The organism is Maribacter sp. 1_2014MBL_MicDiv (assembly GCF_001865655.1).
Lineage (GTDB): Bacteria > Bacteroidota > Bacteroidia > Flavobacteriales > Flavobacteriaceae > Maribacter > Maribacter dokdonensis.
In genome coordinates this window covers 1762558-1783468 of sequence record NZ_CP011318.1, presented here as the reverse complement: position 1 = coordinate 1783468, position 20911 = coordinate 1762558, and the positions used below count along the sequence as shown (strand labels likewise).

Below are 20911 nucleotides of genomic sequence, written 5' to 3'. Positions count from 1 at the left end.
TATATATTAAGGAATTACCCTCAAAATAAAGCAATTTATAATGATGAACGGCATTTGAAGTGTAAAGTTTAGATGAACTTAATTATCACTTGCGTACCACTCGGCAAAAGAGGTATCCGTTTCCTGAAGTTTTAGGGAAAACAAAGAAATATTCTCTGGCAACCTCGATTTTATTTTGGCTGCAAAATCTATCACCATATTTTCACTGGTAGGTTGGTAATCCGCTAAAATAACATTGTGCCCCCTATCGGTTAATTCTTTGGCCAGTTCTACGTGTGGTGTATTTTTATTGAACACGGTAGCATGATCAAAAATATCAACAATGTCTTCTTTCACTATTTTTTTAAGATCTCCAAAATCTATCACCATACCCAGCTTAACATGGTTGGTATCGGTAATAGGGCTTCCAATTACGGTTACGGATAATTTATAGCTATGGCCATGTACGTTTCTACATTTACCATCATAACCATACAGGGCATGACCGGTCTCAAAGTTAAATTGTTTTGTAATGCGAATTTTGCTCATAACCAATAATTATATGGCAAAGGTAGGGAAAGTATAAACGTATTTATACAGAAGAAATCAATCTAATACAATCTCTCTATTTCCTGTGATTAAGCTAACATGGCAACAATCTGCTCCCACTTCAAATTCTTGGTTTACCACTAACTCATCATTAATATAACCCTTAAAAGTTAGGGTAATAGTCTTATTTTGATATTGACTGCGGTGTGCATCACTTATCAGAGGGTATATGCCTTGATCATTGTGGTATTCTTCGGCACTTATATCTTTTGCCAAATTTTCACCGGTTGCAGTGTCTATTACTTCAAAACTATCTAAAACTACGGCATTATCAGATGTATCTTTAATGCTCACGGTAATAGTTACAAAATTTAAGGTACATATCGTTGAGGAACAATCTACTACCTCAGTATCAGGTTCATTTTTATCACTACAGGTCATTAAAAAGAAGGATAGAAGTATCAATGTAATTTTTGCGAACATAAAAACGGATTTTATTAAAAGATGAATAAATACCGATTAGTTGCGTGGTGATACAGCATTACCTTTTGTATTTTCTTTTTGCGCGGACTTTATTTACAAAATAAATGACCAAAACAAAAAGTGCAAGAATTGGAAATACAAGGTTACCGTTTAAAAATTGAAAGAATTCCATAATAATGATTTAGAAACAGAACGACAGGCTGTTTCGGTTATTGTTTATTTTTTAAATTTTGACAGCGCGTTACGGGTAAATTCCGATAGCGCTAATTTACCTGTAATAGATGCGCGATCTGTCAATAAGGTATCCCAATGGTCGGTGCCTTCCCATAAAACTTTCTTCCATTCGGTCAATGCATCAGGATTATAGCTTGCCAATTTATGAATGAAGAAATCAAGTTCTTTGTCCATTTCTTGGGCATTGTCATATACTTTGTTGAACAGTCCTTTTTCTAGAGCCCAATAAGCACTCTTCCATTCCGTAGGGGCTAACGACATTTCGCCCATAGCTGCATTTCCTATTTTACGGGCAACTGCAGGAGCAATAACCAACGGAGCAATACCAATACTAAGCTCAGAAAGTTTAATTGATGAGTTCACGTTAGAATACACATAATCACAAGCTGCGGCAAGACCTACGCCGCCACCAACAGTTTTACCATGTATACGGCCAACAATGACCTTTTTACATTTACGCATAGCGTTTATCACGTGGGCAAAACCACTAAAGAATGCCTTACCTTCTTCTAAGTTGGAAACCTCTAACAGCTCATCAAAAGAAGCGCCGGCACAAAAAGCCTTTTCTCCCTCAGATTTTAAAAGGATAACAGAAATACCCTCGTTTTCTGAAAGTTCATTAATGGTATCGGTTAGGCGTTCTAAAAGTTCAGAAACAAAAGAGTTACTGGCAGGATGCCCAAATTCTACATGCGCAACTTTACCATCTATTCTTGTATATAAACTTCCATTTTTTCTTGTGGTGACCATAGCATCTTTTTTTGCTCGATAATCGAGACGATTTGCATTAGGGATTGCCCTAAGGTATTGAACACAAAATTACTGATTTTGCAATAAAGGTTTGAATTTGTTTCTAAACTTCCACACTAAAGCGGCACCTCTAATAAACATCCAAACGGTAAAGGCCAGCCATATGCCCGTTAGCCCCCAATTGAGGTATTTACCTAAAAACAGCATAGGAACAAAACCTAAAAAAGTAGCTGCGAGCAGGGTGTTTCGTAAATATTTCATCTCGCCCAGACCTTTAAAGACTCCGTCAAGCACAAAGGCAATGGTGTTTATGGGCAGTCCTAAAATAAGGATATAGAATATGGCATAGAATGCGGATAGCACCAAACTTTCATTGGAAAAAAGGGCACCTAAAGGTTTATAAAAAATACCGGCAAAGGCCATAATCACTACACTGACTATGAGTCCGTACTTTGTTATTTTTTTAGCCAATAACCAAAGTGCATTATAATTTTTTTCTCCCAGCAATCTACCGCCCATAATATTTCCGGCGGCACCAAAACCATCAATAAAAAAAGCTGAGAACAACCAAAGGTTAATAGCAATGGTATGTGCACCAATATACTTATCGCCCAGTGCAGTTGCTTCCCTAACAGCAAGGATAAGAGCCGTATTCAATGCTATGGCACGAACAAAAAGATTTAGGCTCATTACCACTAATCTTCCAAGTTCTGGGTGAATGGGTAGCCTTAGCTTTAGACTAATATCTGTCTTTGTCCAAAGTAGATAAAATGCCATTATGGCCATAATACTTTGCGCCAATAAACTGGCATAGGCCGCACCATCTAAATACATTGCTGGTATAAAGCCATCAATACCGTATACAAAGGCGAAGTCGAAAATTACATTTAATAGAGCTCCTGTAATGGCAATGACCATGGGCCAATAGGTATTTTGTAATCCACGAAAAATACCCATTACGGCAAAAACGAATAAGGTCAAGGGAAATCCCCAAACGCGAATACTGTAATAACTAATGCAATACTGCAGTATTTTTCCCGAGGCATTTAGCAACTCAAAAATTTCTTGAATGACAAAAATGGTAGAGAGCAAAATTAAAATACTTAGAGCAATATTGAGGTAAATGGCCTGCGCGGGCAGGGTTTTGACCTCTTCTATTCTACCAGCGCCCAAATACTGTGATATTATGGCAGAAATAGCGCTACGTGTTTGCCCTAAAATCCAAATGAGCATAGAAAGAAAAGAACCTACAATACCGGCTGCGGCAAGAGATTCTAGTCCGTCAACCGGAATATTCCCCACTATGGCGGTATCGGTAATGGATAATAAAGGTTCTGCTATACCTGCTATAGTTGCGGGTATGGCCAAGGCATTTATAGATTTAAAATTAACGGAAGTTTTCAAAAAATATAGATTCTATAGTACAAGTTCGTAGCAGTGAAAAGGATGTGCGCTTTGCTTGGGAAAAAAGATATCCTCTAATTTAACATAACCACGTTGCTCATAAAATTTCTGATTTCTTTTGTTTTGGCTAAAGGTATCTAACCTTACTGATAGGGCGTTCTTTTTACGTGCAAAGTTTTCGCCAAAATCCATTAATTGTTGTGCAAGGCCCCTGCCTTGATATTTAGGGTGTACCGCTAGTCTATGAACATAGTAGTTGTTGCCGTTTTCTGTTAACCAGGCAACATTTTTATATTCATCGTCCATTACTTGCGATAGTACAATGCAGCCAATAATGGCATCCTCTTCTAAAAGTACATAAAGTTCATTGCGCTCAATATCTTTTTCAAATGCTTTTTTAGAAGGGTATTCCGTTGTCCATTGGTAAATACCTTTTTCTTCCATGGCAATTCTACAGGCATTGGTCATGGTTAAAATTTCGGGTATTTGCGATATCTTTGCAGGTGCTATCATAAAAGCCATTTAATTAAATTGTAAATTTAGAGTTATAATCAATACTTTTTATCATGATGAATATTCTTGTTCCTATAGGGACCTCAACAAATGCGAACGAAACTTTACAATATGCCGTTAATTTTGCAGAAGACTTTGGTGCGGATATTTATGTAATGGAAGTTTTCAACGTCAGTGGAAAAACGGGAACCCTTACGAACGTTACCCAAAAAGTTACTGAGAATTCTAAAGAACGATTAAAGGAGGTTATAGCTACGGTAGATACCAAAGATGTATCTATCAAAATTGCAAGTTTTAATGGCGAGCTTAAAGATGGGTTAAGGGAAATTGATAAGGGTATAGGTATTGATCTTATCATTTTAGCTCCTAGAAGTAATGATATTCAAGAAGAATATTACCTGGGGCATACCTCTGGGGCCATTATCAAAAGAACCAATATACCTACATTGATCGTCCCTAAAGGAACTGCCTATAAATCATTTGAGAATATATTGGTAGCCTTTAAATCAGGTATTTTAAAAAGAAAGAGAATACTTGATCCGTTAATTGAAATAAAGAACAAGCATAATGCAAAAGTGAATCTTTTAATGGTGAAAACGCCTGGGTATTCAGATGATGATTTAAAAATCAATACGGCGTTAATGGACATTAGTTCACAATTAACCTTTACGGATAACCCAACCACATATCATGGGGTTTTGGAACATTTTCAGGCAAAACACCCCGATTTATTATGTGTTTTTAGAAGAAAAAGAGGCTTTTTTAAGAAATTATGGGAAAAAAGTACCATTTCAAAATCAGAGTTCTTTGCCCCGGTACCCGTATTGGTACTCAGTGTAAAGAAAGATTAGATTGTACTTTGATACGTTGTTAAAATGTATTTCCTTTGATCCTCTTGAAAATTGGGGTTTTCACCATGTGAATAACAAGCAATTTTAAGCAATCAATATTGAAGGGGGATTAGCTCAGTTGGCTAGAGCGCTTGCCTGGCAGGCAAGAGGTCACCGGTTCGAATCCGGTATTCTCCACTTAAAGCTTCCATTATGGAAGCTTTTTTGTTTATGGTTATTAAGCAATTAATTATCGGTTTAAATCGGTTAGGTAGTAAAAGAATAGAGCGTCCCGAAAGCCTTCGGGAAGGTCACCGGTTCGAATCCGGTATTCTCCACAACTTTAAAGCCTTCACGAAAGTGAGGGCTTTTTTCTGGTTTTGAGTAAATAGTGTAATTAAAGGAATAGCGTCCCGAAAGCCTTCGGGAAGGTCACCGGTTCCGGTCCGGTATTCTCCACTTAAAGCTTCCATTTTGGAAGCTTTTTTTATTTGATTATTTTTAAATATGAACTTCGCAACCTATATTTTTTAGCAAGACTTTAAATCGTTATTATGTGGGGAGTACAGAGAATATTGATACAAGGCTATTACGCCATAATAATGGCAACGGAAGTACTTATACCAAAAAAGCAAATGATTGGGTATTGAAATGGCAGCGTAATTTTAAAACTCGATCAGAAGCAGTCTCATTTGAACTTCTGATTAAAAAGAAGAAAAGTAGAAAGTATATTGAGTATTTAATCTCAATAGGAAGACAAGAATAGAGCGTCCCGAAAGCCTTCGGGAAGGTCACCGGTTCGAATCCGGTATTCTCCACAACTTTAAAGCCTTCACGAAGGTGAGGGCTTTTTTATATGCTATTGCTTGCCTTTTCAAAAAAAGCAGTCAACAAAAATTGTTTTACTAACGCTTACTAATACACATTAAAGTATCATCAATATTGACTGGTGGGGTTGAAATTTTGTACAAAATAATACCTGATGTAGGTGCTTTGTACTCTTTAAGTTTTTCGCCAAATTCATTTGTGGTGTAGCCTACGATGTCATCTTCTTTAACTGTATCTCCCGCTTTCAGATCACTGTAGAAAAGCCCTGTTTCGGTAGCGCTTAAATAGGTTTGATTGTTGAGTTGCACAAGGTTGGCACTTGGCTCGGAACCGTTATCGTACATGTTCAAATGGTCAAGCATATTATAGATTCCATTTTTTATGAAACGTACGGCATCTTTCTGAACATTGCCCAATTTGCCACTTTCAAAGCTCAATGCTATTTTGCCATCTTGTGAGGCTTGCTTAAAAACATATTTTGCAGGTTCATTGTCCTTTAATGTGAATGGATATGAAACAATATACTCGAACCCGCTGATCTCTGTAAGTTTCCTTGCCTTTTTAGTCTGTTCCGGATAATTGGGGTTTTCGTAGAAAAGCGCAAACGGAATCAAATCTTCATTGACACCTCCGCCATGTATATCTATAAAAACATCACTCGCGGGTATAATGTCCGTTGTTATAAAATCAGCTATTTTTTGCGTAACGCTACCGGTAGATTTTCCAGGAAACGCACCGTTTAAATTCACTTGATCTTGCGGATTTACAATAGAAGTTCTCGAGAAAAAAGAGCTGGTATTGGCAATGGGTATAATAATTAAAGTACCGTTCAATTTGTCAACATCAATTTCTCTCAAGAGCTCTTGTACGCCAACAATGGGTGGATATTCAAACCCATGAACGCCGGCAACAATGGTGAAAACCGGTCCTTTATTTTTTCCCTTTAGTATAGATATGGGCAAGAAGGTTTTGTTGTTTCTAGCGTCTTGAAATGCTAGGCGTATGTTTTCTTTTAATGGTCTTTTAGAGTTGGAGAACACATCTTGAAAAGTGTTTTGGGCTATTGCTGAGCAAAGGGAAAAAGACAAGAAAAGGGTAAAGAATAGCTTTTGCATGATACGTTTATTTTTTATGTGATGCGTTTGGCTAGACCAAAGTATTAAAAAGACATTATTTAATTACTTATACAACCATATTTCTCTCTTAAAAAATGCGGGTAAACTAAGATAAAACTCCATACATAGTTAAGTAGAGCTATTTTAATTGAGGTTAAAAGCAAGGTATTATCACTAAGTGCTTTTAACCTCGTTTATTTTCAGTACCTCGTACTTCGTGATGGGCATTAAAACGTCAAATTTTCTACGGAACTCCCTATGCTGTAAATAGTTGAGCTATCTACCGAAAAAGGAGGAGAATTCCTTAAAATATATTGATATTCAGTAAATTATATTGGAATAGGATAATTTTATATGTGAACGGATACATAAATTAACCCTAATATACCGAAATTGCCCATGGTCATAGCACCATAAAATTCCATAAAACATAGGGTATGAAAAAGACAGATTTTAGTGATTTGAAAGTGATATATATTAATTGTACGCTAAAGAAATCGCCCCAAGAAAGTCACACCCAAAAGTTAATGGATGTGTCAAAAGCCATTATGGCCAAAGAGCAGGTAAAAATTGATGAGGTTCGGTTTATAGACCATCAAGTGGCCAGTGGTGTTTATCCAGATATGACAGAACATGGTTGGGATGTTGATGAGTGGCCAAAAATTGCCGAACGTATTTTAGATGCCGACATCACTATTATAGGCACACCAATTTGGTTGGGCGAAAAATCATCTCAAGCCCAAAAACTTATAGAACGCTTGTATGCCATGAGCAGCCAGACCAATGATAAGGGGCAGTATATTTTTTATGGAAAAGTAGGTGGGTGTATAATAACAGGTAATGAAGATGGTGTAAAGCACTGCGCTATGGGTATTTTATACTCCATGCAACATGTTGGGTATTCTATACCTCCACAAGCAGATAGCGGATGGATCGGTAAAGTAGGACCAGGACCAAGCTATGGCGATACCAAATGGAAGGGCGAAGATCTTAAGGAACCTGTAGGTTTTGATAGTGATTTTACCAATAGAAACACCACTTTTATGACCTACAACCTGTTGCATTTAGCTAGAATGATGAAAGACAATAACGGCTACCCCAACTACGGAAATAGCCGTACCGAATGGGATGATGGCAAGCGATGGGAGTTCGAAAACCCAGAATATAGATAGTGGTTTAGTTTATAGTATAAAGTATTAAGTATGAAGTACGAAGTACTTAGAAGTTACTTTTAAAAATAATTTACTTAATACTTTGTACTCAGTACTTAATACTATTTTTTCTCCTAACTCCTAACTCCTAACTCCTAACTCCTAACTCCTAACTCCTAACTCCTAACTCCTTTGTACTCCAATAGAATTTCTCAAGCATTTTCATCTTTAAAAAAGAAATATCGTATTAATTTACCTTAAGAGATATACATATTAAAATAATCACTAACTTTCTAAATATTAAGATATTGTGTGTCCAAAGTATGTTTATTGTTTAAGCATTTAACGAAGCAAGTAAGTTCCCCTAGTATGTATTGCCGATAATAGTATTCCCCCTAGTGGTAAAATACCAATTGAGTAGAATATTAACCAATAATTATATATTATGAGAACTATTAAGATGACTATGTTTTTTATGCTTGCTGTGTTTTTAACACCACTTATTAATACCGCACAAGAATTTTCGGCTACTATGGATTTTGAGAATGCAGAAGCCAATGTAGCTGTTGTATCGAATTACGTAAATGCAGTGCAAAACGGAGATGTGGAAACGATGGTAGCGCAATTGGCAGATGACGCCAAAATTTATGGTCTTAGCGGAGGTCCTACCAACGTAATGAACCCTTCCCAATTGTCTGAATATTATAAAGAAAGTTTTGCAACTACCAAACATTCAATTGACCCAAACACGTCTTATGCACCCATAAAGGTAACTGGTGGCATAAACGAGGGCGAATGGGTTATGGTTTGGACTACAGACACTATTTCAAATAAAAAAACCGGTCAAGAAATTGCGATTCCTGCACAAGTTACGTGTGTTGTTGAAGATGGTAAAATTAAAATGATGGCGCATTATTACGATCAATTAAACGTAATGACGTCTATGGGCTACACGCTACAACCACCTACTGAATAATTAATAAACCTTTAATATTAATGTAAAACCCAGAAGCTTTTTCTGGGTTTTACTTTTTATCTTTTTACCGCCATCACCAAGTACTATTTCGGTGTAGTTACAAGTGGAAAATGAAAAAATTGCCGGACTCATGGCAGGCGGAAAAGGAGTAGTTGCCCGTGAATTGGAAATTAAGATATAAGCAGAAAAAGCAACCAATTATGTTAAACGCATCTTTACTATACAACTATATATGTAAAGGAATGAAAAATTGGGTTCGAAATTGGGTCGTTTGTAGTGTAATCTCTTTAGCAGTTTTTAGTTCTTGTAGTAATGATGATGATACTTCCACATGTAATGTAGAGAACCCTTTAGAAGAACTTTCTTGGCTTAATGATTGGGTAAATTCATTGACTGATGATCACGAGTATATAAGAACAGCCAAGTATCTGGGCATTGATGTTTTTTATTATGTGAATTGCGACCCCACTGTTGCATATGTTTCGTTCACCAGAAATTGTGAGGGTGAAACAATAGGTAATACTGCCGAATTAAAATCAGAATTCACGCAAGACAGAATTTTATGGTTACCAGAAAATTCAGAATGTAGTTTTGAGTAGCCTCTACGAAGGCTTTGTACTTAATATTTTGTGCTCATTACTTAATACCATTTTTTCTCCTAACTCCTAACTCTTAATTATCATATCAAAATCTCCGGCAGTTTCAATAACTTTCTGAATGATTTCCGGTGCAACGGATTTTGTTTGTGCATCTTCAATTTCTTCAGCAATACCCATTTTATCAAAGAATGCCCTAAAACCCTTTGGGCTATGAATATTCACCCATTTACATGATGCATCACCCGTATTTCTAAATGTATGCAATGTATTTGGTTGTATATCCAATGATTCACCTGCCTTTATATTTTTAATTTCTCCATTCACAAAAAATTCCATCTCACCTTCAACGATTAAGAAATATTCTTTAAAACTATTATGAGAATGTGGTGGAGGACCTTGAACATGAGGCGGAGTTTCCGCAATCATTAAATCGTAATCTCCTGAGGTATTATGTGCCGTTACCTTATGCCCTAACACCCATTTTGTAGTACCTGTTTCCATTATATAAGATTTTTGTCTCATAAACTTAAGAAATGATTTTTAAAAATCAAAAACTTATAAGATATTTGTCTTATGAATGATGATTATATCAATACGGGAAGGAAAAATCAGAAACAAGAAACAAGAGATAAAATCATAGAAAGTGCCCAGTATTTTCTAAATAAGGGTATTGAATTCAACCTTGAAGACGTTGCTGGTAGAACAGGAGTCTCAAGAGCTACAATTTATAGATACTATTCAAATGTTCAAATATTGGCAGAAGAGGCAGGTTTAGATATTAACACCTTGCACCCAGAGCATATTATTGAAAATGTGCAGAATGAAACATTTGAAAATAAAGTTCTTGGTATTCAAGACTATTTTAATACCCTTGCCATAGATAATGAGAACGCCTTTAGAAAATACCTTAGCATTGTAATAGCTTCTAATCCTTCGGAAATTAAAAGAGGAGCCAGACGTAAAAAAACAATGCAATTAGCTTTTGAAAACACCAATTTCACCAAACAGGAAGAAGAAGATTTAACTAATCTTCTCATTATTTTAATGGGCATTGAACCATTGATCATAACCAAAGATGTATCTGGGTTAGATAACAAAGAATCTTTGCGACTTATGAAATGGGGCATGAAATTAATTTTGAAAGGTCTCGAAAAGTCAAAAGAAGAACAGAAGAGTTAATTATTAGTAAGTTATCACGTAGATTTTTTAATTAATATCCCAACTCCCAACTCCCAACTCCCAACTCCCAACTCCCAACTCCCAACTCCCAACTCCTAACTCTTAACTCTTAACTCCTAACTATTTTATACCCCCTACCTTTTCTCCTTTCTTTTACGGTTACCCGTAATTTTCCATGGAAGAAAAATACTACCTTGTTGGTCGGTTCTAAAACATTACTTCCCCCTGCCGTTTTGGAGTTTAAATTTAGGTGTGAATTAATTAGATGCTTTATACAGTTGTTGGCATTCATTTTAAACAAGCATTTTTGAAAATTATAACTTGGAATTGTAACGGAGCTTTAAGAAATAAGTTTAAACACTTACTAGACTTCGATGCCGACATATGCGTAATTCAAGAATGTGAAAATCCATTAGAAACTAAACATACAGAATATAAGAATTGGGCTGAAAATCATATTTGGATTGGGGACACAAAAAATAAGGGAATTGGAATTTTCGCGAAGAAAGGTATAGAATTAGATAAAAAAAATTGGACAGACGTTTATCGAGACTTAAGAGTAAAGCATTTTTTACCCTGTAGAGTCAATAATGATTTTGATTTATTGGCAGTTTGGACTCATAGTAATAAATCACCAACATTTGGTTACATTGGTCAATTGTGGAAATATCTTCAAATTCACAAACCGAAACTCCGCAAAAGTTTAATTCTGGGAGATTTTAATAGCAATGTGTGTTGGGATAAATTGGACAGATGGTGGAACCATTCGGATGTGGTAAAAGAACTTGAAGAAATAGGAATTAAAAGTCTTTATCACCACTATTGGAATGAGAAGCAAGGCGAAGAATCTCAACCAACATTTTTTCTTCATCGGAAAATAGAAAAACCTTATCATATTGATTATATTTTTGGGAGTTTGGACTTTCAAAATGGAGTTAAAAAAATGGAGGTTGGTGCTTTGGAAAAATGGATTGTGGTTAGCGACCATTTACCAATTGTTTGTGAATTCGAAACGTAAAAAATAACCAATACTAACACAACCTATGAACAATAAAGGCTTCGGGCTTAAACGAAAGGTTTGTGTATTTTTATGATGTCGATAAAATCTTTAGGATTTAGCTTTGGAACAAGATAAAAAAAACTAAGCAATAAGCTTTAGCTTTGTGCGCAGACGGAAACCAAAAGTTTCCTTGCCACCACACTACGCTTATCATAGAATTTGAAAGTTACTATAATGGTAAAGTTATCTGGACTTGTGAACATAAAAAAGACTTGGTTCCAGGAGATGACGTATATAAATTAGAAGGTAATTAATATTCTTCACTATCCCACTATCCCCACCAAAAAGTACACAACATTCGAAAATGTGTGTAAGTCCTAACGGCAACTTCGCATATACCTTTGTCCTATTCTTTTAGACATTTAAAAAATAGGCGATATGAGTACAACACAATTTGGTAAAAAAGGGTGGACCCCAGATAGAATCAAAAGCCTTAAAGGCAAAACGTTCATAATTACCGGTACAACCAGTGGTACTGGTTTTGAGGCGGCAAGAATACTGTTGAAAAAAGGGGCTAAAGTGGTCATGCTAAACCGTAACCCAAAAAAGGTTGCCGATACGTTGTCAACCTTAAAACAAGAACTTGGCAATGCCATACCGGTAAGCAATATAGAAATGGACTTGGCATCATTGGCATCGGTTAGGAAAGCTGCAGATGAAATTCTGAAAACCGTACCACAAATAGATGCCTTAATGTGCAATGCCGCTATTGCGCAAGTACCCAAACAAACATTTACGGAAGATGGTTTTGAAAGTCAGTTAGGGGTAAACCATTACGGTAATTTCTTATTGCAGGCTTTGCTGTACCCACGTATAGAAGAATCAAAAGGGCGTATAATGACCGTGGGCAGTATGGGCTACAATTTGGGCATAAAGACCATACAGTTCAATGATATGAACTGGGACAAGAACTACAGCCCAAACGGCGTGTACAGTCAAAGTAAATTAGCACAGATCATGACCGTTTATGAATTGCAAGATAGACTTAAGGCGGTGGGCAAAACAGGTGTAAAATCATACGCATGCCACCCTGGTGCCTCTTCAACATCATTGATCAAGACCAGCGGTAGCTTGTTCACAAGATTTATTTGGCAGATCATGAAATTAACGCCCATGGTACAATCTGCGGAGAAAGGAGCATACCCAGAAATCATGTGTGCCACCGAGCCAGATTTAGATCAATCTGGTTTCTACGGACCAACGGGCAAAAACTATTGGACAGGTCCGGTTGGGGAATGCAAATTAGAACCTCACGCCAAGGACAAACCCGTCATGGAAAAACTGTGGGAGCTTTCAGAAAAGGAAACTGGTGTAACTTGGAATTTGTAAATTAGTTAACGATCAAAATAAGAGAAATGGATATATTAAAAGCGGCAACAGATTGGGCAAAGGCAGAACTATTTTCAACTCCGTTCTTTATGCTATTCGGTTTGGCATTTTTAGTGGCAAGCTTGGGATTTTGGCAATTGGGCAAAACAGATATCGCCAGAGCGTATATAATTCCTACATTGGTAGCGGGCAGTTTACTTTTAATCATTGGTGTTGGGTTGTTTTTTACCAATAAATCAAGAATTCCCCAATTTGAAAAAGCCTACCAAACAGATGCACCAGCGTTTGTAGCATCAGAATTGGAACGCGCCGAAGCTACCTTAAAAGAATACGATACTATTGTCTTTAAGGCGATACCCATCATAATCATAGCTTGTGCCATAGTACTGTTGTTTGTAAGCACACCGGTTTGGAGAGCTAGTATGATTACCACCATAGCCATGTTGACGGTTATTTTATTGGTAGACGGTACCGCCCATGCCAGAATAGATGGGTATAATAAACAATTACAATTGGCAGCTAAAGAAATGGACAAGTAGTATGCAGCATTTTAAAACATTATCGTCCTATATAGCGTATTTGGAACTACCTAATCCGGAACACCCCATGTTGAGTGTATTTTCGGCAACGGGAGATGGTTTTTTACCTTGCCCCAAAGAAAGTTCGCCACCCATTACCAACGATTGTTATACCATTAGTTTTAAGAAGTTTGTACAGGGCGATTTAAACTATGGCCGTACAAAATACGATTTCAATAACGGAGCGCTATTTTTTATTGCACCAAGGCAAGTATTGCAATGGAACGAGGCAGCAGTATTTGAACAAAAAGGGTTTTCGATCAGCTTTCACGAGGACTTTTTAAAAGGAACGGAGTTGGCGCATCAGATCAAGAAGTATGGTTTCTTTTCGTACTCGGTCAATGAGGCATTGCACCTTTCACCAAAAGAAGAAAAGCAGATAGAGTCCATTGTCGAGAATATTGAAATTGAATATCAAAACAATCAAGACGAGTTCAGTAAGGACATTATTGTATCTCAATTGAGTACCCTACTGAAATACGCCAATCGATTTTATGAGCGTCAATTTTTAAACAGAAAAGAACTTTCTACGAGTTTGTTAGAACAGTTTAATACGCAGTTGTTGGAGTACGTAGAATCTGGTCAGCTACAGGAAAATGGTATACCTAGCATAGAACAGATTGCCGATAAAATGGCAATTTCGCAACGTTATCTAAGCGATACCTTAAAAAAAGGAGACCGGTAAGACCACCACGGAACATTTGCAGTTGTTGTTAATAGATGAAGCAAAGAATATGTTGTTGCATCCCAGTAAAAGTATTGCTGAGGTTGCGTATGAGTTAGGTTTTGAATATCCGCATTATTTCTCAAGGTTATTCAAAAAGAAAGAAGGTATTAGCCCAACGGCTTATCGTGAAAAGTTTAGTGTGAATTAGATACTTCCATTACTATTAAAGGGAAAAGACTACAAAGCCCTCGTTACATCTGTAATGAGGGCTTTGTAGATAATGTATGTTTAACAAGATGATGTTTTATTCTTTCACCAATTCCTTGCTCAATTCCTCTAAAGAAACTCCTTTGGTTTCCGGCATTTTGGTCATTGCCCAAATAAGTTGCAATACCATCATTGCACAGAAGAAGTAGTAGATATACCAAACATGGTCTTTAAGAACACCTTGGGTAGCATCTAGGAAAAAGGGAGTGATCAATGTAATGATCGCGGCAAATACCCAATGTACACTAACACCCCAAGACTGCCCGTAAGCACGAACACTATTCGGGAATATTTCTGATATAAAGACCCATATTACCGCACCTTGCCCAATGGCATGAGAGGCAACAAAAGTACAGATGAAGGTAAGTGTAAGGGTAGATCCCAGATCCATTTGAAAACAGAGACCCACCATAACCAAACTAATAATGTAGCCTATAGAACCAATAATAATCAGTTGTCGTCTTCCTAGTTTATCCAATAAGCGAATTCCAATAAAGGTGAATACAAGATTTACGATACCAATGGCGATCGAGTTGAAAAGAGACTCTTTACCGCCTAACCCGGCTTGCTCTAAAATTTCAGGGGCATAATACAGCACAAAGTTGATGCCGGATAATTGATTAAAGAATGCTATAAAGAAAGCTAGCCAAAGTACTTTTGAGTATTTCTTTTGAAAAAGGCTTTCACTTTTGGTGCTGTGCTGTAAATCGGTCTTGATCTCTGCCAATTGTAGCGCGGCCTTTTCTTTAGAGTGTATGATCTCTAATATCTTTAAGGCACCTGCATCATCCTTTTTGTGTAAGGCCAACCAACGTGGGCTTTCTGGTACGGTAAAAACCATTGCGGTATAAATGAAAGCGGGTATGGCTTCTACACCAAGCATCCAACGCCAATCATTTGCACCATCAAAACCTTTTAATAACCAGTTAGATACAAAGGCAATCAAAATACCGAATACCAACCAAAATTGGTAAAGTCCGCCAAGCTTTCCACGATTCTCCTTAGATGTAATTTCAGAAATGTAAATAGGAGCGGCAACCGAAGAAATACCGACACCTACACCACCAATGAAACGAAATATAGAAAATGAATATGGATCTTGTGCTAATGCAGAGCCAAGTGCGGAGACCAAGAATAGAATACCTACCCATAACAGCGTTTTCTTACGCCCAAGGTTTTTGGTGGGAATGCCACCAAAAAGAGAGCCTACTACGGTACCCCAGAGCGCCATACTCATGATAAAGGTGCCGTGAAATAAAGGTGATGTGTTCCAAATTTGTTTGATAGGTTCATTTGCGCCGCTGATGACCACGGTATCGAATCCAAATAAAAATCCTGCGAGGGCCACGGTAATGGACCATACGATAATTCTGTTCATTGTTGAGTGTTAAGTTGTTGTTAAATATAATGAATGAAAATCGTAAAATCATAATCTTTTGGGTTAACATAAAAATCAAAGAATTGGTAACTTGTGTTAATTTTAAAATTGAACCATGAAAGATTTAAAAAATAAAGTAGCTTATATAACAGGAGGCACTAAGGGAATAGGTTTTGCCGTAGCGCAAACATTATTGGATCAAGGCATGAAAGTGGCCATTAGCGGTAGGTCTCAAGAAAGTGTAGATCAGGCGTTAAAAGATTTTAATAACGATGATGTTTTAGGAATTGTATCTAATGTCGCTAAACTTTCAGACGAAGAAAATGCCGTAGCTAAAATAACGGATAAATGGGGTCAAGTAGATGTTGTTCTTGCAAATGCCGGTGTTGGTAATTTTGCACCCATAGATGAAATGACCGAAGAACAATGGCACCAAATGATAGATGTAAACCTTAGTGGTGTTTTTCATACCCTAAAAGCATCTGTAGCGTCCCTGAAGAAAACAGAAGGATATTATATTACGCTAGCAAGTTTGGCAGGTACCAATTTCTTTGCTCAAGGTGCTGGGTATAATGCATCAAAATTTGGTGTGGTAGGCTTTACACAAGCTGCAATGTTAGATCTTAGACAGTACGGTATAAAAGTATCTACCATAATGCCGGGTTCTGTGGCAACACATTTTAACCATAATGAGCCAGGTGATAAAGATGCATGGAAAATTCAACCAGAGGACATTGGTGAATTGGTGTTAGATCTATTACAGATGAACGAAAGAACCTTACCTAGTAAAATAGAGGTAAGGCCAACAAGACCGGACAAGAAATAGGTTTAAACTTCTTTTTCAGTAAAAGGAATGTCGGCATTACAGATTTCTGTAATTAACTGACCAAGTAGCTGCTCGAAATCAGAAATGACCTCATTGGTAATAAGGTGATTTTTGGGACCTCGGGCAGTTTCTTTTTGTGCGAACAACAACGTACCATCGGCAAAATTCTTCAAAGAGATAATACCTGCTTGAATGGTTAAGTTATTTGCAGGATGCATTTTAAAAAACATTAATCCGTAGCAAAGCAATTGAAATGCCTTGCTAAATTGATAATCTTCGGTAAGTACGTCCCAATCCATTAGTTCAACATTACGTCTTTCTACCTTACCTGTTTTGTAATCGATAATACGGGTAACGCCATCAAACTCATCAACACGGTCTAATTTTCCTTTTAATGTAATGGGGAAGTCTAAACCGGCAATCTCCAGGGGTACTGATAGTGACTGTTCCAATGCAATTATTTTAATGCTATGGTCTTTAATAGCGGTTATTTCTGCATCTATAAATGTTTGAATGTACTTAAGGATGACATGAAAAGAAATATAGTTTTTGCCAGAACTGATGTTCCCTTCCTTGTACGTTTTTTCAAAGTTACGGGCTACCGAGGTAGTTACATTTTTACGGATATTGTTTAGAGTCTCTTTGGTGAGGGTTGTGCCAACTAAAGGTGTATACAACTCTTCTAAGCTATCATGGACAATAGTACCAAAAGTATTAGGGGCAAGAGTCTCTTCAACCTGCATGACCTCATTGATATTCAATAGATTCTGCTTATAGAAATCAATTGGGTTTCTAATGTAATTGCTCAAAGAGCTTGGCGAAAAGCCTTTAGCGGCTTTTTCACGAATAAGTTGTGTAAGCGTAGTTGTCTTTGCTATCTGCTCAATTTCTTTGGCAATAGGTTGTATGGTAGGTGTGGCTATGACTTCTTTGATATCGCTTCTGTTATCATCCGTTAGTAATTGGGTGATCAACCTACTACGTTCTCCACCTTCTAAAGCATCTGGCTCTGTGTTATATAAGATGTATACGTTTTTGGCACGCTGTAATAATCGATAAAAGTGATAGGTGTACACCGCATCTTTTTCTTTGTAGGTGGGTAATCCGTTTTTCGTCTTTAAGTCGAACGGAATAAAGGAATTATTGGATTTTCCCGATGGTAGTACACCTTCGTTTACAGACGTGATGATAATGGTCTCAAAATCCAACAACCTACTTTCTAGCATACCCATAATCTGTATGCCTTCTATAGGGTTTCCTTGAAAATCTAAGGTTTCTGAGCTTAACAACTGTTTAAAAAGGTGTTTTAAACTTTTTAAATTGTTTATGTAGGTAAAATTGTTGCAAAGATCTTTGAGCTGATTGAACAAGGTATAGAATTTATATAACTGCTCTAACAATAATGAATTCTGTTTTACCGCCTCTATGCTTCTCATAGAAGTAATTAAGGCTAGAAAGTTTTCTAAAAGTTTATTGGGATCGTTGCTGATCTCTTCAAATAATAAAGAAACTGTGGCATGCTCAGGTAAAAGCGCATTTATTTGTCCATGGTTGATATAGGTCCAATTATTCAACTTTATTTTTGAAATTAACTGGTGGGTAGAAACCTCATTTGCATCGAATAATATGACAGTATATGAATGCGTTAAAAGATTCAATAGGTGTTTATAGAACCAGCCACGATCTGTTTTTTGTTCATGAAATTCTATGAGGTTTATAAAAAAACTTGCTAGGGTAGTAGATTCTAGCTTTTGACCCATGGTAATATTCGTTGCCGGAATATGATCCGGTATAGAATTTAATAGTGGGTTTAATAATTCTTCATTACCAAGAACAATGGCGGAGTTTTGCAATGTTTCTGGTGCATTACTTTGAATGTGATTTAAAATATCACCTACATAATTCACCTGGGATACATTTTTGGGTACACCAATAATTTCTATGTGCTTTTCAGTATTGTAGTAATTGGTTAGACCGGCAAGGGGTTTATCTTTTAGAACCTTCCATGTTTTTTGATACTGGCGTATAAAGTATCCGGCATCATGAATATTGTCTTTTAGAAAATAAGGGTCAATATCCCAATAGATAGCGGCATCTGTTTTTTCAAGAATGGTTTGTATAAGAATACTTTCAGCAGTGTTCAAGGCATTAAAGCCAAGAAAAATATGTTTCTTGCTGTTGGATTCAAGATAACCAGAAAGTTGGGATACCGATGTTTTGTATATAAGACCTTGATGTCCTAAACCTTTTTGTATGAGGTTATTATTGAATTTGGTATAGATTTCTTCAAGGTGGCGCCAAAAATGAAGGTAATTTTCGATCATTTCAGATTTGTCGCTGTTCAAGGACCAATGATTTACCTCTTGTATAGCGGCAACATTTTGATACAGACCAGTGGCATCTACTAAGTAGCGATCCACTTCATTAAAATCTTGTAATAGAATTTGTCCCCATTTCAAGAAAGAATCAAAAGATTCTTTTTCATAGTCACCAACGCTCAAGTAAGCATTATATAGTTCAAATAACTGGGTAGTAGTATTGGCGGTTACCAGGTTGGATACTTTTTCAATGAAGTCTTCAATACTGTAGATTTCAGGAGCAAGTATGGTTTTGGTCAATGATTTGGATAGTGCTTTCTTAAGAAAGACACCAGCCCGTTTACTGGGTAAGATAAAAATGGTATTGGCAATGTTAGAATTGTGTTTTAAAACATCCTGTACTACATCTTGTATAAAGCTCTGCATGATGTAAAAATAAAAAAGCTCCGCAATATTGCGGAGCTTTTATTTTATTAAAACACTTAGGTATGTTTTTTACTTATTTTACTAAGTTGATTTCTACCCTTCTGTTTTGAGTTCTACCAGCTCTAGTGTTGTTTGTTGCGATAGGCTTAGACTCACCGTAACCAACTGCAGATAATCTGAACTCTTCTATTCCTTTGTCAACTAAGAATTCTTTTACAGAAAGAGCTCTTGACTCAGAAAGACTTTGGTTTAATTTTTCGCTACCTACGCTATCAGTGTGACCTTCAACTGTAAATTTAGCGTTAGGGTATTCTTTAAGGATAGTGATAATGTCAACCATTACTGAAGTAGACTCAGCTTTGATAGAAGATTTACCAGTATCAAATAAGATAGTTCTAGCGTAATCGTTCAATTGCTTTTGAACTTCTTCAGTTACTTCAGGACAACCAGCGTTAGCTACAGTACCAGCAACTTCAGGACATTGATCGTCTTTGTCCAATACACCGTCACCGTCAGTATCAGGCCATGGGCAACCTTTGTTCTCAGCAGGACCTGCTTCAGAAGGACAAGCATCATCTTTATCAGCAACACCGTCACCGTCAGCATCTGGACAACCAGCTAAAGCAGCAACACCAGCTTCGTTAGGACAAGCGTCATCTTTGTCAGCAACACCGTCACCGTCAGCATCAGGACATCCGTTCATTTCTTTAGAACCAGCTTCGTTAGGACAAGCATCTTTGCTGTCTTCTATACCGTCACCGTCAGAATCTGGACAACCGTTGAATGCTTCAAGACCAGCAACTTCTGGACAAGCATCATCTTTATCGTAGATACCGTCACCGTCAGTGTCAGTACCACCAAACTTAACTGAGATACCAGCTAAATGTTGGAAATGAGGAGCTAAGTAATCTTCGAAAGCATGCTTATAAGAAGATTGTAAAGTAAGACCTAAGTTCTCAGAGAACCAGATGTTAAGACCAACACCACCGTTTGCAGTACCAGCACCGATTTCATCGATCCAAGTATAACCACCACCTATTTCGATGAATGGGTCAAGAACAGTTTGTCTTTTTATGATATCATATTTAATTGTACCATCTATAGCGTAGTGAGATAGATCGTCAACACTAACGTCACCTAATTTGCTAATTTTGTTAAGAGAACCTCTAGCTCCAACAGAGAAACCATCTCCTATAGATTTAGATACTCCTACATAAGAAATAGAAGGTAAGATATTCCAGTGATCGTTTGCATTGAAGAATTCATTACCGAAAGAACTTACATCCGAAGTTGGATATACGTCAATGGCATTAACCCCAAATTGCACTTGCCAAGGGTTATTCTCGTCTTGCGCTTGTATGTTGTTGATACCTACAACAAGTAGTACAACAACCAATAATTTGCTAAGATGTTTCATGTTCAAATTTTTAAGTTTAAGTGTTTATTAGCTGCAAATGTAACTTGTTAAATAT

The 20911-nt window shown here is 36.9% G+C and carries 22 protein-coding genes and 1 tRNA gene; 13 read left to right on the top strand and 10 right to left on the bottom strand.

Annotated features, from left to right (window positions below; all coding sequences use genetic code 11):
* Positions 1-78: 78 nt before the first annotated feature.
* The 5 genes from YQ22_RS07450 to YQ22_RS07430 all read right to left on the bottom strand — a co-directional run bounded on the left by YQ22_RS07450 (position 79) and on the right by YQ22_RS07430 (position 3912).
* The gene (locus YQ22_RS07450; protein ID WP_058104699.1) at positions 79-528 is read right to left on the bottom strand and encodes a 6-pyruvoyl trahydropterin synthase family protein; all 450 of its coding nucleotides are present in this window, start codon (positions 526-528) and stop codon (positions 79-81) included.
* A 57-nt stretch (positions 529-585) separates the two neighbouring features.
* Complete coding sequence (locus tag YQ22_RS07445) at positions 586-1011, bottom strand: hypothetical protein (RefSeq protein ID WP_156894541.1); 426 nt, start codon at positions 1009-1011, stop codon at positions 586-588.
* Positions 1012-1227: 216 nt separating this feature from the next.
* On the bottom strand, positions 1228-1995 hold the full coding sequence (locus YQ22_RS07440; RefSeq protein WP_071340677.1) for an enoyl-CoA hydratase/isomerase family protein: 768 nt from the start codon (positions 1993-1995) through the stop codon (positions 1228-1230).
* Positions 1996-2064: 69 nt separating this feature from the next.
* Entirely contained in the window at positions 2065-3399 is a 1335-nt protein-coding gene (locus tag YQ22_RS07435) for an MATE family efflux transporter (RefSeq protein WP_071340676.1), read from the bottom strand.
* 12 nt (positions 3400-3411) lie between these two features.
* A complete protein-coding gene (locus tag YQ22_RS07430; RefSeq protein ID WP_071342530.1) occupies positions 3412-3912 on the bottom strand; it encodes a GNAT family N-acetyltransferase in 501 nt (166 codons plus the stop codon).
* A 53-nt stretch (positions 3913-3965) separates the two neighbouring features.
* Between YQ22_RS07430 and YQ22_RS07425 the strand changes: the two genes are divergently transcribed.
* The 3 genes from YQ22_RS07425 to YQ22_RS07415 all read left to right on the top strand — a co-directional run bounded on the left by YQ22_RS07425 (position 3966) and on the right by YQ22_RS07415 (position 5508).
* Positions 3966-4763, top strand: coding sequence for a universal stress protein (locus YQ22_RS07425; RefSeq protein ID WP_058104703.1), 798 nt, complete (start codon positions 3966-3968; stop codon positions 4761-4763).
* 103 nt (positions 4764-4866) lie between these two features.
* Positions 4867-4940: transfer RNA gene (locus YQ22_RS07420), tRNA-Ala, on the top strand.
* Positions 4941-5265: 325 nt separating this feature from the next.
* Positions 5266-5508, top strand: a complete 243-nt coding sequence (locus tag YQ22_RS07415) for a GIY-YIG nuclease family protein (protein ID WP_071340675.1) — start codon at positions 5266-5268, stop codon at positions 5506-5508.
* A gap of 139 nt (positions 5509-5647) precedes the next feature.
* On the opposite strand, the gene YQ22_RS07410 is transcribed toward YQ22_RS07415, so the two are convergent.
* Positions 5648-6685 (bottom strand): succinylglutamate desuccinylase/aspartoacylase family protein, encoded by a 1038-nt coding sequence (locus YQ22_RS07410; protein ID WP_071340674.1) that lies wholly within the window; start codon positions 6683-6685, stop codon positions 5648-5650.
* A 437-nt stretch (positions 6686-7122) separates the two neighbouring features.
* Between YQ22_RS07410 and YQ22_RS07405 the strand changes: the two genes are divergently transcribed.
* The 3 genes from YQ22_RS07405 (at position 7123) to YQ22_RS07390 (ending at position 9411) form a co-directional block, all read left to right on the top strand.
* On the top strand, positions 7123-7857 hold the full coding sequence (locus YQ22_RS07405) for a flavodoxin family protein (protein ID WP_071340673.1): 735 nt from the start codon (positions 7123-7125) through the stop codon (positions 7855-7857).
* 424 nt (positions 7858-8281) lie between these two features.
* A complete protein-coding gene (locus tag YQ22_RS07400; protein ID WP_071340672.1) occupies positions 8282-8812 on the top strand; it encodes a nuclear transport factor 2 family protein in 531 nt (176 codons plus the stop codon).
* Positions 8813-9054: 242 nt separating this feature from the next.
* Positions 9055-9411 carry a hypothetical protein gene (locus YQ22_RS07390; protein ID WP_156894540.1) on the top strand — a complete coding sequence of 119 codons (357 nt, stop codon included), beginning with the start codon at positions 9055-9057 and terminating at the stop codon, positions 9409-9411.
* 66 nt (positions 9412-9477) lie between these two features.
* On the opposite strand, the gene YQ22_RS07385 is transcribed toward YQ22_RS07390, so the two are convergent.
* Positions 9478-9912: a cupin domain-containing protein gene (locus tag YQ22_RS07385; protein WP_071342529.1), complete on the bottom strand. Its 435-nt coding sequence runs from the start codon at positions 9910-9912 to the stop codon at positions 9478-9480.
* Positions 9913-9984: 72 nt separating this feature from the next.
* Between YQ22_RS07385 and YQ22_RS07380 the strand changes: the two genes are divergently transcribed.
* The 6 genes from YQ22_RS07380 (at position 9985) to YQ22_RS19315 (ending at position 14432) form a co-directional block, all read left to right on the top strand.
* Positions 9985-10590, top strand: a complete 606-nt coding sequence (locus YQ22_RS07380) for a TetR/AcrR family transcriptional regulator (RefSeq protein WP_071340669.1) — start codon at positions 9985-9987, stop codon at positions 10588-10590.
* 265 nt (positions 10591-10855) lie between these two features.
* Positions 10856-11608: an endonuclease/exonuclease/phosphatase family protein gene (locus YQ22_RS07375; RefSeq protein WP_232231354.1), complete on the top strand. Its 753-nt coding sequence runs from the start codon at positions 10856-10858 to the stop codon at positions 11606-11608.
* A 420-nt stretch (positions 11609-12028) separates the two neighbouring features.
* Positions 12029-12979 carry an SDR family oxidoreductase gene (locus YQ22_RS07370; protein ID WP_071340668.1) on the top strand — a complete coding sequence of 317 codons (951 nt, stop codon included), beginning with the start codon at positions 12029-12031 and terminating at the stop codon, positions 12977-12979.
* 26 nt (positions 12980-13005) lie between these two features.
* Entirely contained in the window at positions 13006-13518 is a 513-nt protein-coding gene (locus YQ22_RS07365; RefSeq protein WP_071340667.1) for a hypothetical protein, read from the top strand.
* Positions 13469-14242 carry an AraC family transcriptional regulator gene (locus YQ22_RS07360; protein WP_232231351.1) on the top strand — a complete coding sequence of 258 codons (774 nt, stop codon included), beginning with the start codon at positions 13469-13471 and terminating at the stop codon, positions 14240-14242. Before YQ22_RS07365 ends, YQ22_RS07360 begins: the two co-directional genes overlap by 50 nt.
* Before the next feature lie 16 nt (positions 14243-14258).
* Positions 14259-14432: a helix-turn-helix domain-containing protein gene (locus YQ22_RS19315; protein ID WP_232231349.1), complete on the top strand. Its 174-nt coding sequence runs from the start codon at positions 14259-14261 to the stop codon at positions 14430-14432.
* Positions 14433-14528: 96 nt separating this feature from the next.
* Here YQ22_RS19315 and YQ22_RS07355 read toward each other — a convergent pair whose 3' ends face one another.
* A complete protein-coding gene (locus YQ22_RS07355) occupies positions 14529-15869 on the bottom strand; it encodes a sugar porter family MFS transporter (RefSeq protein ID WP_071340666.1) in 1341 nt (446 codons plus the stop codon).
* 115 nt (positions 15870-15984) lie between these two features.
* Between YQ22_RS07355 and YQ22_RS07350 the strand changes: the two genes are divergently transcribed.
* Positions 15985-16695, top strand: coding sequence for an SDR family oxidoreductase (locus YQ22_RS07350; protein WP_071340665.1), 711 nt, complete (start codon positions 15985-15987; stop codon positions 16693-16695).
* Positions 16696-16697: 2 nt separating this feature from the next.
* Here the strand turns inward: YQ22_RS07350 and YQ22_RS07345 are convergent, their stop codons facing one another.
* Positions 16698-19439, bottom strand: coding sequence for a PD-(D/E)XK nuclease family protein (locus tag YQ22_RS07345; RefSeq protein ID WP_071340664.1), 2742 nt, complete (start codon positions 19437-19439; stop codon positions 16698-16700).
* Positions 19440-19512: 73 nt separating this feature from the next.
* Positions 19513-20856 carry an OmpA family protein gene (locus YQ22_RS07340; protein WP_058104732.1) on the bottom strand — a complete coding sequence of 448 codons (1344 nt, stop codon included), beginning with the start codon at positions 20854-20856 and terminating at the stop codon, positions 19513-19515.
* Positions 20857-20911: the final 55 nt, after the last annotated feature.

Bases quoted from the DNA above. Each gene is read 5' to 3' on its own strand.
- YQ22_RS07345 (WP_071340664.1), bottom strand. From the start codon at position 19,439: ATGCAGAGCTTTATACAAGATGTAGTACAGGATGTTTTAAAACACAAT.
- YQ22_RS07365 (WP_071340667.1), top strand. From the start codon at position 13,006: ATGGATATATTAAAAGCGGCAACAGATTGGGCAAAGGCAGAACTATTT.
- YQ22_RS07375 (WP_232231354.1), top strand. From the start codon at position 10,856: ATGCTTTATACAGTTGTTGGCATTCATTTTAAACAAGCATTTTTGAAA.
- YQ22_RS07440 (WP_071340677.1), bottom strand. From the start codon at position 1,995: ATGGTCACCACAAGAAAAAATGGAAGTTTATATACAAGAATAGATGGT.
- YQ22_RS07380 (WP_071340669.1), top strand. From the start codon at position 9,985: ATGAATGATGATTATATCAATACGGGAAGGAAAAATCAGAAACAAGAA.
- YQ22_RS07350 (WP_071340665.1), top strand. From the start codon at position 15,985: ATGAAAGATTTAAAAAATAAAGTAGCTTATATAACAGGAGGCACTAAG.
- YQ22_RS07410 (WP_071340674.1), bottom strand. From the start codon at position 6,685: ATGCAAAAGCTATTCTTTACCCTTTTCTTGTCTTTTTCCCTTTGCTCA.
- YQ22_RS07430 (WP_071342530.1), bottom strand. From the start codon at position 3,912: ATGATAGCACCTGCAAAGATATCGCAAATACCCGAAATTTTAACCATG.
- YQ22_RS07390 (WP_156894540.1), top strand. From the start codon at position 9,055: ATGAAAAATTGGGTTCGAAATTGGGTCGTTTGTAGTGTAATCTCTTTA.
- YQ22_RS07370 (WP_071340668.1), top strand. From the start codon at position 12,029: ATGAGTACAACACAATTTGGTAAAAAAGGGTGGACCCCAGATAGAATC.
- YQ22_RS07450 (WP_058104699.1), bottom strand. From the start codon at position 528: ATGAGCAAAATTCGCATTACAAAACAATTTAACTTTGAGACCGGTCAT.
- YQ22_RS07355 (WP_071340666.1), bottom strand. From the start codon at position 15,869: ATGAACAGAATTATCGTATGGTCCATTACCGTGGCCCTCGCAGGATTT.
- YQ22_RS07360 (WP_232231351.1), top strand. From the start codon at position 13,469: ATGGGTATAATAAACAATTACAATTGGCAGCTAAAGAAATGGACAAGT.
- YQ22_RS07385 (WP_071342529.1), bottom strand. From the start codon at position 9,912: ATGGAAACAGGTACTACAAAATGGGTGTTAGGGCATAAGGTAACGGCA.
- YQ22_RS07340 (WP_058104732.1), bottom strand. From the start codon at position 20,856: ATGAAACATCTTAGCAAATTATTGGTTGTTGTACTACTTGTTGTAGGT.
- YQ22_RS07400 (WP_071340672.1), top strand. From the start codon at position 8,282: ATGAGAACTATTAAGATGACTATGTTTTTTATGCTTGCTGTGTTTTTA.
- YQ22_RS07445 (WP_156894541.1), bottom strand. From the start codon at position 1,011: ATGTTCGCAAAAATTACATTGATACTTCTATCCTTCTTTTTAATGACC.
- YQ22_RS07405 (WP_071340673.1), top strand. From the start codon at position 7,123: ATGAAAAAGACAGATTTTAGTGATTTGAAAGTGATATATATTAATTGT.
- YQ22_RS07425 (WP_058104703.1), top strand. From the start codon at position 3,966: ATGATGAATATTCTTGTTCCTATAGGGACCTCAACAAATGCGAACGAA.